This is a genomic window from Limnothrix sp. CMB-01 (assembly GCF_055193175.1).
Window position 1 is genome coordinate 3,622,411 of sequence record NZ_CM143720.1, and the last position, 16,889, is coordinate 3,639,299.

Annotated in this window: 9 protein-coding genes; 3 read left to right on the plus strand and 6 right to left on the minus strand. The window is 55.6% G+C overall.

Going from position 1 to position 16,889, the window contains the following annotated elements; all coding sequences use genetic code 11:
- The first annotated feature begins 184 nt into the window (after positions 1–184).
- On the plus strand, positions 185–577 hold the full coding sequence (locus tag ACZA91_RS14945; RefSeq protein ID WP_463183102.1) for a hypothetical protein: 393 nt from the start codon (positions 185–187) through the stop codon (positions 575–577).
- Between the two features lie 317 nt (positions 578–894).
- Positions 895–1,950 carry a septal ring lytic transglycosylase RlpA family protein gene (locus ACZA91_RS14950; RefSeq protein ID WP_463183105.1) on the plus strand — a complete coding sequence of 352 codons (1,056 nt, stop codon included), beginning with the start codon at positions 895–897 and terminating at the stop codon, positions 1,948–1,950.
- A gap of 142 nt (positions 1,951–2,092) precedes the next feature.
- On the opposite strand, the gene nadA is transcribed toward ACZA91_RS14950, so the two are convergent.
- Together nadA and ACZA91_RS14960 are read right to left on the minus strand one after the other, a co-directional pair.
- Positions 2,093–3,202 carry a quinolinate synthase NadA gene (nadA, locus tag ACZA91_RS14955; protein WP_463183107.1) on the minus strand — a complete coding sequence of 370 codons (1,110 nt, stop codon included), beginning with the start codon at positions 3,200–3,202 and terminating at the stop codon, positions 2,093–2,095.
- A gap of 238 nt (positions 3,203–3,440) precedes the next feature.
- A complete protein-coding gene (locus ACZA91_RS14960) occupies positions 3,441–4,730 on the minus strand; it encodes a glucose-1-phosphate adenylyltransferase (protein WP_099532439.1) in 1,290 nt (429 codons plus the stop codon).
- Between the two features lie 269 nt (positions 4,731–4,999).
- Here ACZA91_RS14960 and ACZA91_RS14965 point away from each other — a divergent pair, with 269 nt between their 5' ends.
- A complete protein-coding gene (locus ACZA91_RS14965) occupies positions 5,000–5,881 on the plus strand; it encodes a DUF1838 domain-containing protein (protein WP_099532440.1) in 882 nt (293 codons plus the stop codon).
- Positions 5,882–5,962: 81 nt separating this feature from the next.
- Here ACZA91_RS14965 and ACZA91_RS14970 read toward each other — a convergent pair whose 3' ends face one another.
- The 4 genes from ACZA91_RS14970 to ACZA91_RS14985 all read right to left on the minus strand — a co-directional run bounded on the left by ACZA91_RS14970 (position 5,963) and on the right by ACZA91_RS14985 (position 16,313).
- Positions 5,963–6,271 carry a DUF3593 domain-containing protein gene (locus ACZA91_RS14970; protein WP_190355739.1) on the minus strand — a complete coding sequence of 103 codons (309 nt, stop codon included), beginning with the start codon at positions 6,269–6,271 and terminating at the stop codon, positions 5,963–5,965.
- Positions 6,272–6,286: 15 nt separating this feature from the next.
- On the minus strand, positions 6,287–6,742 hold the full coding sequence (locus ACZA91_RS14975; RefSeq protein ID WP_099532442.1) for a hypothetical protein: 456 nt from the start codon (positions 6,740–6,742) through the stop codon (positions 6,287–6,289).
- A gap of 78 nt (positions 6,743–6,820) precedes the next feature.
- Complete coding sequence (locus ACZA91_RS14980) at positions 6,821–10,057, minus strand: valine--tRNA ligase (RefSeq protein WP_463183110.1); 3,237 nt, start codon at positions 10,055–10,057, stop codon at positions 6,821–6,823.
- 172 nt (positions 10,058–10,229) lie between these two features.
- Positions 10,230–16,313 (minus strand): PAS domain S-box protein, encoded by a 6,084-nt coding sequence (locus ACZA91_RS14985; RefSeq protein ID WP_463183111.1) that lies wholly within the window; start codon positions 16,311–16,313, stop codon positions 10,230–10,232.
- Between the last annotated feature and the right edge of the window lie 576 nt (positions 16,314–16,889).

Here is a 16,889-nt window from a genome sequence, read left to right on the forward strand (position 1 = left end):
GAACCTTCAGCCTTCCAATCGTTTAGCCCAGCCTTCAGCCAGTTGCGATTCTGTCCTGTGGGCGCTCCCAAAGGAACTAATTTGGGGTCGGGAAATCTTAAATTTTTATTAAAACGACGATCGAGCCTAAGGGGCTGAAATCCTTTGTTTTCCATGGCGATCGAGCAGGGAGCGATCCCCACCGATGCCAGACCCAGAGCGCCGCCACTGGGGATCAGGCGGTCTGCTGCGGTTGACTGTGGTAACCTACGTCAATCTTGCAGTCAAAACTTTGCGGTTCTTAACAAAACCCCTGGTGGCAACTGCCGGAGAGTGCGAAGCGGTTGGAACTCTTGCCGATTCAGCTATCCACCCATTGATTGCGATCGCCACGGCCAATCGCTTTCTGTCCACTGTGTTGTTGCCCTGTGCAGCGTTGGTTCCCAGCTTTGGTTCCTTGAAACTATTGCTAACTGGGTTCCGGCATTGGTCAGCCTCCGAGTTCACCAAAGCCGCCGTCTCCACTGTGCTGAATGTTGCGCTGGAGTTTAGACGGACGCTTGGTTACTTCGGAACCGCTGTGTTGATGCTCTGCTAGGGTGCATGACCAACCGACAGACCTCCTAGGTTCCCGGTTTTGCAATATCGAGTTCGATCGCCACTGACTAACCTCCATGAACTCCCCCTGAGTTCCCCGGCGATTAACTGATACTCCAAAACCTGTTGATGCTCCGGTGCATTTTGCGCCAACGTCTTTAACTTTCCCGATCGCCCCTTGGTGGTCTTTTGTCAGTTAACTCCAACTAGCTCCCACTTCGTTTCCCTTCGACCATTGCATGTTCGTGAGCATCGGACGGCCAGAGCCTGATCACTGAACCTAGTTTGAGGCGCGCGTGACGTTTACCCCACCACGCCATGAATTATTCCATTCAAAAACTGACGTTGTTGGCTGCCTCGGTGGCCGCCGTCGCCTTCGGCGCTGAAGCTCCCGCCCTTGGGGAAGAAATTCAACCCATTCCGGCCCAAGCTCAGTCCACCCCCTCAGTTATCTTGGCAGCGGAGTTAACCGCTCCCACCCTGGCCCTCCAGCCAGCCGCTGAAATGACTGGTGCGCGCATCAGTGCCGCTGCTGCGATTCCACAGCCCACCGCGATCGGGTCGCAACTGTACGGAATCACCAAGGTTCATGCCCACCAACTGGGCAATCGGCCAGCAGTGACGCTCTATGTTCGCAACATTCCCGTGGTGACTTTCCTGGCCAACGACGAAGCCAGCACCACCAACGCCCTGGAACGGGCCACCGCCACCGCTCGCGAAATTGACCAACGCCACGCCAACGGTGTGGATGCCCAGGCCATTCGTTACGAGTGGAGCAACCGCGAAAATCGCTATTGGGTGACGATGGGCGGCCAGCCGCTGGTTGCGATCGACCAAACCACCCTTGCTCCCCAACCCACTGCCAGCTACTCAGCCGATGCAGTGCAGGTCACCAATCGCCTGCGCCGCCAGTTGGGCAATGCTCAACCCTTGGCTTACAACGGCCAGTTGCGGATGCGGGCTGCCTCGAACCAGTCGGGCGATGATGCTTTGGGCAATCCCAACGCTAATGGCCTGCGACATAACGGGGTGCTCTACGCGGTGCGATCGAGCCAAACGGGACAGGCTTCCTGGTATGGTCCCGGTTTCCACGGCAACCGCACGGCTAACGGCGAGCGTTTTAACCAGAACGCCCTCACCGCTGCTCACCGAACCCTGCCTTTTGGCACGTTGGTGCGGGTCACGAACCTGCGCAACGGTCGATCGGTGATTGTGCGGATTAACGATCGCGGGCCCTTTACCCGTGGCCGCATTGTTGATCTGTCGGTGGCGGCTGCTCGCGAAATCGACATGTACAGCTCCGGGGTGGCTTCCGTCCGGTTGGAAGTCCTGCAAGCTCTCCCGGGTGATGTGGCATCGGTTCCTAACCCGTAGAATTTTCCCGTAAAGCTTTCCCGCAAAGCTTGCTCGTAAAACTTTCCCGCAAAACTTTAATCTTCGGTTTTCCGAACCATAGGGGGCTAGTTCTTAAAGGATTAGCCCCTTTTTGCATGACTGGTTTAGAAATCAACAGCTACTAACTCATCGCCAACATTCGTTGAATGGGCTGGAGGGCGGCCGATCGCACGGACTCATCCATCGTGATTTCAGGCGATCGCGTCTTCATGCAGAGATAGAGCTTTTCTAAAGTATTCAGCCGCATGTGTGGGCATTCATTACAAGCACAATTGCCCTCGGGTGGCGCGGGAATGAATTGCTTTTGGGGTTCTGCCTTTTGCATTTGGTGCAAAATTCCAGGTTCCGTGGCCACAATAAACGCCGCCCGATCGCTCCGTTGCACATGGTTGAGCAAGGCCGTGGTGGAACCAATGAAACTGGCATGACGCAGCAGAGGCGGTTCACATTCAGGATGGGCAATCACTTCCGCCTCAGGATATTGAACCTGAAGTTGCACCAATTTTTGTTCCGAAAAGGTTTCATGGACAATGCAACTACCATCCCAAAGCACCATCTCGCGACCCGTTTGCTGCATCACGTAGCGCCCTAAGTTGCGATCGGGCGCAAAGATAATCGGTTGCTCCGGGGGAATTTGTTGCACAATTTTGACCGCATTGGAACTGGTGCAAATAATGTCACTCAGGGCCTTAATTTCAGCGGTGCAGTTGATGTAACTAATCACTAAATGATCGGGATAGCGAGCCTTGAAAGCGGCAAATTCACTCGCCGGGCAACTGTCCGCCAAAGAACAGCCCGCTTCTAAATCCGGTAACAACACCTGCTTGTGGGGGTTCAGAATTTTGGCTGTTTCTGCCATGAAATGAACTCCCGCAAACACGATCACATCCGCATTGGTCTGGGCTGCCTGCTGGGAGAGACCCAACGAATCGCCAATATAGTCGGCAATATCTTGAATTTCCGATTCTTGGTAATAGTGGGCCAAAATGACGGCGTTGAGTTCGCGCTTGAGGTCGCGAATGGCAGCAAAAAGATCGTGAGGAACGGCGGTGGGGCGATCGAGCGCGGCTGCAAACACGGCAGTATGAAGATAGGCGGGTGAAGTATGGCAATTATAGTACTTTTCACCAAAATATACACCCAGCCCCTCTGCCGGGCGATCGCGATCGAATGGCACTCGGGACTTGATCCGCTGTTGGCCCACTCGCTCCACAATCAAGCAGGCAACCATCCCACCGCCAGCAAAACAAAATCGGGAGCCAGCGAATGCCCACTCCCGATCGGATAGATCCGATAGATCCGGTCAATTCAGTTGATTGGATTGATCGATTGAATCGAGCACTGCCCGATCGACTAATCATCGATCACGGCTCGATCGAGCACTGCCCGATCGACCTGAGCACTTCAATTCAGCCGTTTCAATAACCCGGTTTCCGGTCAACCGGATTGCTGGGTCAAATACTCATGGCTTAAATGACCATACCGTCAGGAATGGTGGCGTTCTTGAGAACCACCACGATGCCGCTGCGAATGACAAAGCCCAACTCCTCGCGGTTGGCCTCTTGCACATTGTCCTTGTTTACGATCGCCACCTTTTGGCCAATGCGGGCGTTCTTGTCAATAATGGCGCGGCGAATTGTGGAATCTGGCCCAATCCCGATCGGCACGTAGCCCCGCTCAAGGCAGTCCATCCGCTCGGGGAAGGGTTGATAGTAATCCGCTCCCATCAACAGGGCGTTGTCAATCACAGAGCCAGATTCAACCCGAGAGCGCACCCCCAACACGGAATGCTCGATCGTGCAGTTTTTGAGGATGCAACCCTCACTCACGATCGAATCGGTAACCTGGGCGTTCAAAATTTTCGTGGGGGGCAAATGGCGCGATCGGGTATAGATCGGCGCATGTTCATCGTAAAAACTAAAGGGTGGCTGCGGTTGCTTGGTCAGCGCTAAATTTGCATCAAAGAAGGCTTCGATCGTTCCAATATCTTCCCAATAACCGTCAAATAAATAGGCTTGAACGTTGTAATTGGGAGCCGCCTGCGGAATGATTTCTTTCCCAAAATCCGTGCGATCTACGGACTCATTCAACAGGTCAATCAAAACTTCTTTCTTAAAGACGTAAATGCCCATGGAGGCGATATAAGGCATCTCCTGGGCCCGGTCAGCCGGCAAACCCAAAACGGTGGTGTCCACCGCCATGGTCTTGAGGGCATCCCCCTTCGGTTTTTCGCTAAAGCTTGTTACCCGGCCGTTGCCGTCAATTTTCATCAGGCCAAAATCCGAGGCCCGCTTCTCATCAATGGGGATCACCGATAACGTGATGTCGGCATTGGTGGCGCGGTGATGCTCCACAAATTTTCGATAGTCCATCCGATAGAGATGATCGCCGGACAAGATGACGTATTCATCCACGTCCCAGTCGGCAAAAATCCACAGATATTTCCGCACCGCATCGGCAGTGCCTTGGAACCAATTGGGACTATCGGGGGTTTGTTGGGCCGCCAAAACCTCCACAAAACCATCGGTGAACCCGGACATGGCATAGGCCCGGGACAAGTGACGGTTCAACGAGGCAGAGTTGAACTGGGTGAGGACGTAGATTTTAAGAATTTCGGAATTGATGCAGTTACTAACCGGAATATCGATCAACCGATATTTGCCCGCCAGGGGGACTGCCGGTTTTGCCCGTAATTTGGTCAGCGGATACAGGCGGGTTCCTGCTCCGCCGCCTAGGATGATGCCTAAAACTCTTTTCACAAGACGACCTCTAGCGCTGCCAATCCACTTCCACGTCCAGTGTCCGTTGCTCGGTGGCAATTGACAAGGGGTTGACAGTAAAGCCATTTCAGCCCGATCGCTCCCGGGCTGATCGAACGGGAATTCGCGATCCCAAGCAGATTCTGAAGTCCAGAAAAACCGTAGCGAGGGTTACTGTTAAAATTTGTTGCGATATATTGAAATTGTGACAAGCGTGTCAACCACGCCACAGTTCTCTTGGGCCAATCCCCCGAGGTGGAGGCTGAACCATGAGTATCCAGACCGGCAACCCTAGTTCCTTGCGCAGTTCCCCAGCACCGGCCCGCCCTCACCCGATCGCGCCTGGCTCCGGGCGATCGGAATTTGATGCGGCCACTTTCCTCAAGGCCCGAGCCGCCACGGACGATCGGGACGTGTATGTGGAATGGACTGGCTCCATCTACGCCATGCTGCCCGACCAAACCCAATGCCACCTGTTTGACATCGTGGGCATGAACGTGGCCCGGGGTGTGAACAACGGAGATGGCAGTTGGAGCTTGGTGTCCCGGGAACTGACCTACTATTTGGATCCCGATACGGGGGCCGTGCTCCACAGTTGGGATAATCCCTGGACGGGGGAAACCGTGCCGGTGGTGCATGTGGCCAATGACCCGGTGCAAAGTCGCCTCACGGGCACGTTCGGAGCGACCCTGGCGGGCGATGCGGTGATTTTTACCTGTGATGTGTTTCCGGCCTATCCCAACCCCTTGGGCAACGACCCGCGCTTTCAGGACTACAGCCCCAGCCCCCACTACAGCGCCGCTGAGTTTTTCAAGCTGACCGTTCCGCTTTCGGAGCTAACCAATCCGGAGTTGGCCGCCGTTGAAACCATGACCGTTGCTTGGCATCGGATTGGCCCTTGGTTGCCTTGGATGAAAATGGGCGATCGCTCCGGGCAGTTGGTCTACAGCGCCTGTGGTCAGCGGGTGGCGGGCTTCGAGGCCTTGCCGCCCCTGCTGCAAACGGAAATCCGCGATCGCCTCCCGAAATATCGCCACGCGCCTGATCACCACAGCACCCAAAAAAACATGACCTCTTGGCGCTACTTCAAAGAGCACTTTGAGGCTTATCTGCGGGGTGAAATGTTCCCGCTACCAGAACTAGCGGTTTAGCCGCCGCCCGCTGAGCCATCCCCACCGCATCAATCCTGGGCAACCCCAGTTCGAGTCCCCCAACTCAGCGGGCTAGCGGGCCTATGGGGCCTTTTTGGTGGCTTTCAGTTGGCTGATGGCCCGTTGAAACCCAAGCACCAAGGTCAAATTCGCCAAGGTCAAGAAAACCTCCGCGCTGCCATGGAGCCAGTCCACATCGGCAAGACTTTGGTTGTAATGCACCTGGGCGTAGATACCGGCGGGAATGGTAATCGCCACGAATAAAAGGGTCAGGTAAAACCCAATCAGACCCAGCTTGGGCGCTTGACCCGATCGCGTCAAAAACCACAGAAACCCCAAATAGGGAAACAGAGATAAACCAAACAGGGTTTCTTTGGATAAAAAAGACATTATTGATTTCCCCCACTAATCCTCAGTGGCTTCGGCGGCTTCCTCATCTTCCGGGGAAGATGTTTTGAGGGCCGCTTCCAGAGCCTGTAGCTGATCGCGGCGAATTTCCAACTCCAGCGATCGCCGCGATAGCTCTTGATTTTGCAGGGTCAGAGACTGTTTCCACTGCTCTAGGCGGTTGGCTTCGTGAGCCAACTCCTCGGGCGTGACTCCCAAGCTCAAGTAGGTTTTAATCAGCTCCAAAATCCAATCGGTTGCATCCTGGCAGTCGGTCACCAATTGGGCGTTGTCCACCTCAATCAGCACCAACTGCTGGGGATGACATTGGGCCTGTTCCGGCAAGGGCAGGGTCTGGCGTTGGCGCTCTCGGGTAATTTGCCATCCCCGATCGACGGACTGCACCGCCAGCGGCATCAGGGCTAGGGAGTGATCCGTTTCCTGTTGTTGCACTTGGGCTAAATAAAGCACCATGTCCCCTCCGGTGAAGCCATACGCTGATTTGTTTCTTGAACTCAGGAAATTGCTGGGATTCAGGATTTTCGGGGCAATCTATTGCAACTGGGCCAGGCGATCGCGCAGCAATTGGGCTTGGGTTTCCGCTTCTGCCAAGGCGGCCCGGGCGCTGGCCACCACTTCCGGCGGAGCCTTGTCCACAAAGCCCGAATTGCTGAGGCGACCCGACAGCCCCTTGATTTCCCCTTCGGCCTTGATCAGGGCCTTGGTCAACTTGGCTCGCAGGGCGGCCAAGTCCACCACACCATCCACCAGGGGCAGCAACACTTGGGTCGTACCCACCACGCCGGCCATGGCCCGCTCGATCGGGACGGCTTCGGGCGCTGCCTGGCCCAGGTCGATCGGCAAGTTCACTTCCGGCGCTTGGGCGGCCGGCAACTGGAGCGGTTGCGACGTGGCCGGAGCTGTGGCCGGGGCTTCCCCAGGATAGGCCCGCACCGCAAAGGGATTGCCCTCGCCGATATAGGTCAGCTTGGCTTGCCGAACGCCGTTGGCAAAGGCGGCTCGATCGCGCGCAAACAGCAGGGTCTTGGGCAGGTGGTAAACCGTCCAGAAGAAGCCAATCAACTGGAAGATCGAGGGCAGCAGCGGGATCTCGTCGATCGCATCCAGGGTGCTGTTGGCCAAATAGAGGGCAAAGACCGCCGTCCCGATCATCGCCAGGGTCAGCAGGGCCACCCGCCGTTTTTCGCTTTGTTCCCAAGCCAGTTGGTCGGCATCCAGATTCATTTCGTCAGCGGCGATTGCCTCTAGCAGGGCTGCCGTGTCCGCATCCATCAGGGTCGGTTCTGGGGCGGCTGTCGGTTTCACCGGGGTTGCACCGCTCTGGATCGTCAGGTCGGACACCTTGGCCAGATTGCAAATGTAGGCGCGACCAATTTCAAAGGCCGTCCGCTCCCGATCGGTCTCCGGCTGCAGGACGATCGGCACTTTCTGGCCGGGCTTGATGTCCGCCTCGGCCCGCAGGTTCCGGATCGTGCGGATCGCGTTGATGATCGCCTCGAACTGGGCTTCTAGTTCCCGATCGATCGCCTGTTCGATCGCCACCGGATAAGCTTGCAGGGCCAAAAAGTCCGTCGCCGCCGCCCCCGTCAGGGCGTGCCACACCTCTTCGGTAATGTGGGGCATGAAGGGATGCAACAGCTTCAGCGTCCCATCCAAGACCAGGGCCAACACCTGCTGCACCGTCCGCCGAGCCGCCGGATCGTCGCCATTCAACCGGGGTTTCACCAGCTCGATATACCAGTCGCAGAAGTCGCCCCAGATGAACTCGTAAAGCCCCTTGGCCGCCTCGCCCAAACCGTAGTGATCGATGTCGTGGCGGGTTTGGCGCACGGTTTGGTTGAACCGCGACAGGATCCAGCGATCGGCCAGCTCCAGGCGATCGGCCTCCGGCGCACCCAAGCTGGCCGGCGTTTCCCCCGCCAAATTCATCAACACAAACCGCGACGCATTCCACAGCTTGTTCGCAAAGTTGCGCGATGCTTCCACGGACACCGACTCATCGGTTTTGCGGTTGTAGTCCAGGCGAATATCCTGACCCGCGCCGGCCACTTCCCGCACCAGGGTATAGCGCACCGCATCCGTACCGTATTTGTCGATCAACAGCAAGGGATCAATGCCATTGCCCTTCGATTTCGACATTTTTTGGTTATTTTCATCCCGCACTAGCCCGTGGACATAGACCGTCTTGAAGGGCATCTGGCCGGTGAAATAGCCCGCCATCATCGTCATCCGGGCCACCCAGAAAAAGATGATGTCAAAACCTGTCACTAGCATCGTGTTCGGGTAATAGGTTTGGAAATCGGCCGCGGATTCGTTGGGCCAACCCAAGGTGGAGAAGGGCCACAAACCAGAGGAGAACCAAGTATCTAGCACGTCCTCATCCCGCTCCAGCACCGCCTCTTCGCCGTAGCGGGCCTGGGCTTGCTTGAGAGCATCGGCTTCCGTGCGGGCCACGATGAAGGGCGTGTGCTCCGTCACTTGGCCGTTGGTTTCGCTGATCACGAACCAAGCGGGGATTTGGTGGCCCCACCAGAGCTGGCGGGAAATGCACCAATCACGCAGGTTCAGCAGCCAATCGCGATAGACCTTCGTCCAGCGATCGGGCACAAACAGCGGCTCCCGGTTGTTTTCCAGATCCGCCAGGGCTTTTTCGGCCAAGGGACGCACCTGCAAGAACCACTGGGACGACAGCAGCGGTTCCACGGGCACTTTGCCGCGCTCGCTGTAGGGTACGGAGTGGCGATAGGCTTCCACCTTTTCCAGGTAGCCCAGCTCCTCCATCTTGGCCACGAGGTTCTTGCGGGCCACGAAGCGATCTTGGCCGCAGAATTCGCCGCCGTTTTCGTTGACCGTGCCGTCTTTGTTCAGGATTTCGATTTGGGGCAGGTTGTGGCGCTTGCCCATCTCGAAATCGTTGGGATCGTGGGCTGGCGTGACTTTCACACAGCCCGTACCAAAGGTCGGATCAACAAATTCATCGCCAACGATCGGGATTTCCCGGCCCACCAGGGGCAGGGTGACGGTTTTGCCAATCAGGGCCTTGTAGCGATCGTCCTTGGGGTTCACCGCCACCGCCGTATCACCCAGCATCGTTTCCGGGCGGGTCGTGGCCACCACCACTTCGCCGGAACCATTGGTCAGCGGGTAGCGGAAATGCCAGAGGTTGCCGTCCACCTCTTTGTTGTCCACTTCCAAATCGGACACGGCCGACTGGGAGGCGGGGCACCAGTTGACCATGTATTTGCCGCGATAGATTAGCCCGTCTTCGTAGAGCCGCACAAAGGCTTCCAACACGGCATTGGAAAGGCCTTCATCCATGGTGAACCGCTCGCGATCCCAATCGACGGACAGGCCCAGGCGGCGCATTTGCCCAACGATCGTGCCGCCGGATTCTTCTTTCCAAGTCCAGGCCTGATCGAGAAACGCCTCACGACCCAAGGCAAAGCGATCGGTTCCTGCCTCCTTCAGTTGCTTATCCAGGATCGATTGCACGGCGATGCTGGCGTGGTCGGTTCCCGGCAGCCACAGGGTGTTGCGCCCGGTCATCCGGTGGTAGCGCACAAAGGCATCGATCAAAGAATGCTCAAAGGCATGGCCCATGTGCAGACTGCCGGTGACGTTCGGCGGCGGAATCACCACGCAAAACGGCTCGCCAGCGGCATCAACATCGGCCGCAAAGGCAGCGGAGTCCTCCCAGGTGGTCTGCCATTTGGCTTCGGCAGCTTTGGGATCATATTGGGTGGGAAGCGCGTCTACCGGGGCAGTCATGGCGACGAGGGCTGGGGCAAATGAAGGTCAATGATTCAGGCTGTTATCTTACCCGGTTGCGCACCCCTGTTCGCGCTCGATCCCGGAACCGGCTTCCTGGGCACGATCGCCGCGATCGGCAGATTTTTGGGGATTCCGTGAGATCCGCAGCGCCCACGGCCGCCCCCTTGGCTTAGGAAATGGCCGCGAGGAATTCTTGAATCATGGCTGCCAACTGCTTGAGTCGCACCGGCTTGCTCAGATAATCACTGGCTCCCGCCGCCAAACATCGTTCCCGATCGCCCGCCATTGCCAAAGCCGTCAGGGCAATGATCGGCACATTGGCCAGGGTTGGATCTTGGCGAATTTGGCGAGTGGCTTCCAAACCATCCATCACCGGCATCTGAATATCCATCAGGATCAGATCCGGCGGCGCGGCCTTGGCGAAAGCAACGGCCTCCTCGCCGTTTTTGGCCAGGGTCAGGCGATAGCCCTTCGCTTGCAGATACGCCACGATCGTGCTGACATTGGCTTCGTTATCCTCCGCCAACAGAATCAACGGCGATTCCAAAGGTACGGCCGGACTGGGTTCCGCCGCCTCGATCGCCCCCGTTGCCGGTTGATCCGGCCCAGACAGCGTACTTGCACAGGGCAAATCGACCGTAAATCGACTGCCAACACCTACTTCACTCACGAGGGATACTTCTCCACCATGCAATTCAACAATTCGCTTCACCAGCGCTAACCCCAACCCTGTGCCGGTGTACTGCCGATTCAAAGCACTGTCCACCTGCATAAAGGGCTGAAAGAGTTTGCGAACATCTTCCGGCGAAATCCCGATCCCGTCATCCACCACCGAAATTTCCAAAAACTGGTGAACTTCTGTTTCCCCCAAACTACTGTTCAGTTTAGGGACTCGCCGTGATGTTCCCAAACAAACTTCCAAAGAAACAGATCCGTGGTCGGGGGTAAATTTAACCGCATTATTTAACAGATTAATCAGCACCTGACGCACCCGGCGTTCATCCACCAGCAAGTCCGGCAACTTGGGAGGAAGCTGAATCGCCAATTGAATTCCTTTTTTGAAAGCCTGTTGCTTAACAAATGCCAAACTAGATTGGCACAGGGGCGAAACAGGAACCGCTGCAATGTCTAACTCTAGCTGTCCGGCTTCAATTTTGGCCACATCGAGAATGTCATTAATCAATGATAAAAGATGGGAGCCACTGCGTTCAATGGTTTGCAGCACGCGCTCCTGTTGCTCAGTGATGGGACCAAAAATTGACTCCTGAAGCCCTTCAGTAATTCCCAAAATGGCATTCAACGGCGTTCGCAGCTCATGGCTCATGTTCGCCAGGAATTCATCTTTTAGCCGAGTGGCCCGTGCCAATTCTTGATTAGAAACGGCCAATTCTTGGTTGCGATCGGTCAATTGCTGTTGAGCCTGCTGGCGCTCTTGAAGCTCCCGTTGCAATTGTTCAAATAAATTAGCCTGTTGAATTGCCGTGGCCAATTGGTTCGCAATTTGTTGCAAAAGTTTGGCCTCGGCCCCCTGCCACACCCGCTGTTCCTGGCAAGCATGGATTACTAACACTCCCCACAGGCGGTTATTGTGCCCCATGGAAACCCAGCGATCTTCGCTGTGAACATGCACCTCCTGCAAAATAGGAGCCACCACTTTGGACTGAATTTGTCCTGCTTGGGAATATTCCCGTAGGCAATCTGTCCACCGATCGCTCATCACATCTGGCACAATTCGTGGCTCTCCCTGCCAATAATGCTCCAAGATTTCTATGGACCAATGCTCATCATCCCACTGGCGGTTTTTGAGAACTGGGAAACCTGGCGCAACAGATTCTTCAAAAATTTGGCTGTGGCCATCTGGGAACACCTGAAGTATGATTGCGCGATCGCACTGAAAGACCTGCCGCACTTGGTCGGTGACCACTTGCAGAATTTCAGCCACATCCAACGATTCTCGAATTCGTTGGGAAATAACGCCTAATAATTCCTGTTGATGGAGTTGGAGGGCGATTCGTTTCTCTGCTCGCTTGCGAACTAATAATTCGGCTTGCATTCGGTCATAGAGGCTGGCCTGTTGAATGGCAATTTCTAATTGATTGGCGATTTGCTTAATTAATTCAATTTCCGAAAGCTCCCAATGCCGGACTTTCATGCATTGATGCACACAAAGCAGCCCCCACAAGGCTCCATTACAAAGCAGAGGCATCACCAAATTAGCCCGCACCGCAAGCCGCTTTAAAACATCCGCATGGCAGGTGCTGAGGCTGCCGTCATAGATATCGTCGGTTGCACAATATTGTCCTTGGGCATAGCGCTGGAAATAGCTTCCGCCAAAACAGCGATCATCCATCGAAACCGCAATCACCGATGGATATTTGTCATCAACGGATTCCGCTACAAACCTGCCATCTTGCCATTGGGACTCGGGATTAAACTGAAAGATGCCAACTCGATCGGACTCCATGAGCTGCCGAATTTCCTGACAAGCCGTTTCAAACACGATCGAAAGATCCAAAGACTGACGAATTCGCTGGGTAATTTCTAAGAGCAGGGTCTCGCGCTTGGCCTGCTGAACCACGATCGCTTCCGTTTGCTTGAGATCGCTGATATCCGCAAAATAGCCCACAATTTCTAGGGGCTGATTCTGCTCATCGCGCACCAAGTAAATTTCATCCCGCACCCACAAATAATAGCCATCCGCATGAAGTAATCGGTACTCATACTTGTAGCGATCTGCTTCAAATGAACCACTGAGATCACTGAGCACCCTGTCCACATCTTGGGGATGAATTCGGCTAATCCAGAAGTTTGCATCCTGAATAAACTCCTGGGGCGTGTAGCCGAGGATGGATTCCACATTGGGGCTAACAAAGGTTGTGGTGTAGCGTCGATCGAGCTTGCGACTGTAGATCACAGCGGGGCTGGAAGCCAACAGAAACTCCAACCGTTCCTTGAGCAGTCGATTTTCCTGTTCTGTACGTTTGCGATCGGTAATGTCTTGGGCAATGCCTAAAAAGCCAATGATTTGATCATTGCGATCCCTCAGGCAGCTCACGGAAAGGGCGGCGGGAAACCGAGAACCATCCTGGCGAATACAATTCCACTCGTTCTCGTCCACAATGCCTTGGCGGGCCCGGGCCACGAGCACTTCAAACCCTTGGGCGATCGGCTCGCCCAACTCTGCCGATCGCTGGGCGGCCCGGGCGGCCACCTCTTGACGGTCGTGGAAAATTTCCGGTGTAAGCTGGCGGATCACTTCGGCGGCCCGATATCCCAACATGCGCTCGGCGGCCGGGTTGAAGGTGGTAATTAGCCCCTGGATGTCGGTGGCGATCACCGCATAGGGGGCACAGTTCAGAATGGCCTTATGCAGATTGTGAACGCGCCAAAGCTCTTGGGTTCGCCGTTGAATCGTAATTTCTAGATCCTGATTGAGCTGCTCAAGGGCGTTGGTGGCTTGCTGGCGTTCCAGTTCGGCTCCAGCCCGAGCCGCAAAGATGCGCAAGACGGTTTCAGCTCGGCGGGGCGCTTGAATGGGCCCTTGGTTCAAGATGCAGAGGTGACCAATTTCCAGACCGTGGGAATCCTGGAGGGGAACGCTCAGATAGTTGTTGTCGGTGATTTGCGTCAGACCAGGCACTTGGGGAAACAAAGACTGAAGCAACTGCGGGTGGCAGTCCCCGTGCCAGGGGTAGGGCAGTTCTCGATCGAAGTGGTTGAGGGCACAGGTGGCGATCGTTTCTACGGGTCCCGCATTCCAAAAGGCCAACACTTGGATTCGATTGCCCATGCGCTCGGCCACAAAAGCGTGGGAAACATTGAGAGCGGTGGCCAGATGTCTGACCAGGGCAGGGAAAAAATCAAGGCCAGTAGCGGCGGTTCCTTCGATCAGGTTTTGCAGGGCAAAGTCAGCCTGTTTGCGATCGGTGATGTTGGTGATGGCTCCCACATGGCCCACAATATCGCCGTTGAAATTGCGCTCTACCACCGATTGGCCATAGACCCAAAGCACTTCTCCATCGGGACGTGCCAGGCGATATTCGGCCTTCCAGGGGCGATTGGTCTGGATGGCTTGCATCCAGCCATTGGTGACTAAGGCGCGATCGTCCGGGTGCAGGGTGAGCTGCCAACCATGACCAAGGGCGGCCCGATGGTCGAGGCCGGTCATTTCACACCAATGATCGTTGACGTATAGGCAATGGCCGGCAGTGTCGGTGCGAAAAATCCCGACGGGGGCCACGGCCAACAGACTGGCGTATCGCTGGCGACTTTCGCGGAGTTCGAGGGCCGATCGCTTCCGATCGCTGATGTCCGTGAGGGTTCCCACATAGCCGATCGGTTGACCCGTGGCATCCCGCTCCACCACCACCCGCATATCCACCCACGTGACGGCCCGATCGGGGTCGGGGCCGTGGCGATGATCGCGTGATTGGAACCGGCATTCCAACTGACAGGAGGATTGTTCCCGCAGATTTTGCTCCCGCAGAGCCAACACCCAATCCCGATCGTCCGGGTGCAGGGCTTGCTCCCAATCCCAATCAAGACCCTCTTCAATGGAGCAGCCTAAAATTTGGCAGTAGCGTTCGTTCACGTAGGTGAGCCGTCCCTGCAAATCCATGCGGAAGATGCCCACGGGCACAACGGCCGCGAGATTGGCATAGCGCTGCTCGCTTTCACGCAGGAAGGCTTCCGCTTGCGTGCGGGTTTCCAATTCCTGTTGCAGTTGCTGGTGCGTGATGGCCTGTTTGAGGGCCACTTCCAATTGCACCGACAGGCCCTTGAGCAGTTTCACCTCGTCGGGCAACCAGTTTCGGGTGGTTTTGCTTTCGGAAACGCTCAATAATCCCCACAGTTCCTCTTGATAAAGCAGGGGAACCAGAATTTTGGCGCGGGGCCGCAGCTCGATCGGTAACTGGAGGTGACACCCGCCCATGTCACTGGCGGCCACGTCGGGTTCAACCCGGATGTAGCCCTGCCGATAAACCGGTTCTTGGTCATGCTGAAACCAGGTACCCTCCAGTTCCGTGCCGATCATGGAAATGGGCAAGTCCGTTGATTCTGCCACCACCCGAGCCCGGGCCTTGTCGGCGGTTTGAAATTGCCAAATATTCACCCGATCGCACTGCAAGACCCGCCGCACCTCCTGCACCGTGGTATCCAAAATGCTCTGTAAGCTCAGGGACGATCGAATCTGAGTGGCCAACGCCACCAACAGCAGTTCCCGTTCTGCCTTGGCCCGCAGGGCCGCTGTGCGGGTTTCCACCCGCTGCTCCAGTTCCTGGTGATGCAGCGTTTCCAGGGCCTGTTTTTCCGCTTCGAGCTGGTTCACCTTGTGCTCTAGCAGTTCCGCCAGTTTGTATAGCTCCAGGGGATTCAGAACCCGCAGCAAACTGGTTTGGGTGACGATGCCCACCAACTCGCCCCGATCGCCCATGACCAAAACGCGCTGGATGTTGCGCTTGGCCATCAACTCATGAACCAACCACAGGGAACTATCGGCGGCCACGGTGAGAACCGGTGTGCTCATCACCTCTCGCACCGTGAACTGCTGAAAGTCCAAACCCAGGGATTGAAACTGCACCAAGTCCCGTTCCGTCACAATTCCCACGGGCTGCTGTCCTGAATCTGCTGCACCCGGCTCCACAATCACCACGGATCCCACCTGGCACTCAGCCATCAGCCGCGCCACATCAAGCATGGAACTGGTGACCGCGATCGCCACCACATGCTGGGTCATCACCTCTGAGGCCAACCGCATCCGCAGCAGGTCGATCGGGCGGGTGGTTTGGCAGAGGCTTTCGTGGGTCATCAAGCCCACCAACCGGCGATCTGCATCCAGCACGGGCAAATGGCGAATGCCGTGTTTGTGCAACAGCGTGATGGCCGCCATCACGTCCAGGTCTTCACAAGTTTTGGTCTGCAAGGTCACCAAGGGCTGGATCATGATCTGGGAGACCGTGAGTTGATCCAAGCAGGTTTGTTCGGCCAACAGCCGCACCACATCTCGCTCGGTCACAATCCCGATCGGGCGGTCTTGATCCACCACCAGCACACAGCTCCCCCGAGCCTCTCGCAGCACCTGCTGGTTGTTGTTTTCAGGATCGGTGGATTCCGCAATTCCACAGCTCGATCGCACCTGACTCATCCGATGGAGCGCCGCTACCACGGGTGTGTCCGGTGAAACAATCAGCGGGTTCTGAATCAAGGCAGCCTGCGGATCCAAAGGAGTCAGGGTGACAGACAAGGCAGCCATATGCATTGCAGAAGGGAAGTTCTTCTATTATTTACTACCCAAGGAGAAAGCGCCGGGCTGCTCATTTCGCCCATTGATTTTCTCAAAGCGATCCAACTCTTTCGTCAATTGTCAGTCAAGCGAGTTGTAAACAGATATAAATTAGCGGAAAAATTAGTAAAAAAAGAGTAAAAATGCAAAGTATGTATCAAATCAAACTAAGTAGCTGAAACCCAAGAAATGACAGTCGATCATGTTTTTGTATGGTTTTCAACCTTTTTCAAGAATTAATTCTACTGAGTTTTCTTCGAAATCTATCGTAGTTCCAGAAAAGCACAGCGAATCAGTCTATTTGTACTGATTAATTTGCATCAATCGGGAAACAGATCCGTTGTCACAGGTCACAGGTCTGCGTGATTTCAAACGCAAGCCATCTTTAAAAACACTTTAAAAAGACAGAGGGCTGTCACCGAGTTACTGATGACAGCCCTTGTAATTTAGGCGACGAGATTTAGGTGACGAGATTTAGGTCATGAGGCTGAGAGGAGGTCTGTCCAATTGTCGGGTGACAAGGGCCAAGCATCAACGGCCGTGCGG

Bases quoted from the DNA above. Each gene is read 5' to 3' on its own strand.
- ACZA91_RS14945 (WP_463183102.1), top strand. From the start codon at position 185: ATGCCAGACCCAGAGCGCCGCCACTGGGGATCAGGCGGTCTGCTGCGG.
- ACZA91_RS14950 (WP_463183105.1), top strand. From the start codon at position 895: ATGAATTATTCCATTCAAAAACTGACGTTGTTGGCTGCCTCGGTGGCC.
- nadA (WP_463183107.1), bottom strand. From the start codon at position 3,202: ATGGTTGCCTGCTTGATTGTGGAGCGAGTGGGCCAACAGCGGATCAAG.
- ACZA91_RS14965 (WP_099532440.1), top strand. From the start codon at position 5,000: ATGAGTATCCAGACCGGCAACCCTAGTTCCTTGCGCAGTTCCCCAGCA.
- ACZA91_RS14970 (WP_190355739.1), bottom strand. From the start codon at position 6,271: ATGTCTTTTTTATCCAAAGAAACCCTGTTTGGTTTATCTCTGTTTCCC.
- ACZA91_RS14975 (WP_099532442.1), bottom strand. From the start codon at position 6,742: ATGGTGCTTTATTTAGCCCAAGTGCAACAACAGGAAACGGATCACTCC.
- ACZA91_RS14980 (WP_463183110.1), bottom strand. From the start codon at position 10,057: ATGACTGCCCCGGTAGACGCGCTTCCCACCCAATATGATCCCAAAGCT.
- ACZA91_RS14985 (WP_463183111.1), bottom strand. From the start codon at position 16,313: ATGGCTGCCTTGTCTGTCACCCTGACTCCTTTGGATCCGCAGGCTGCC.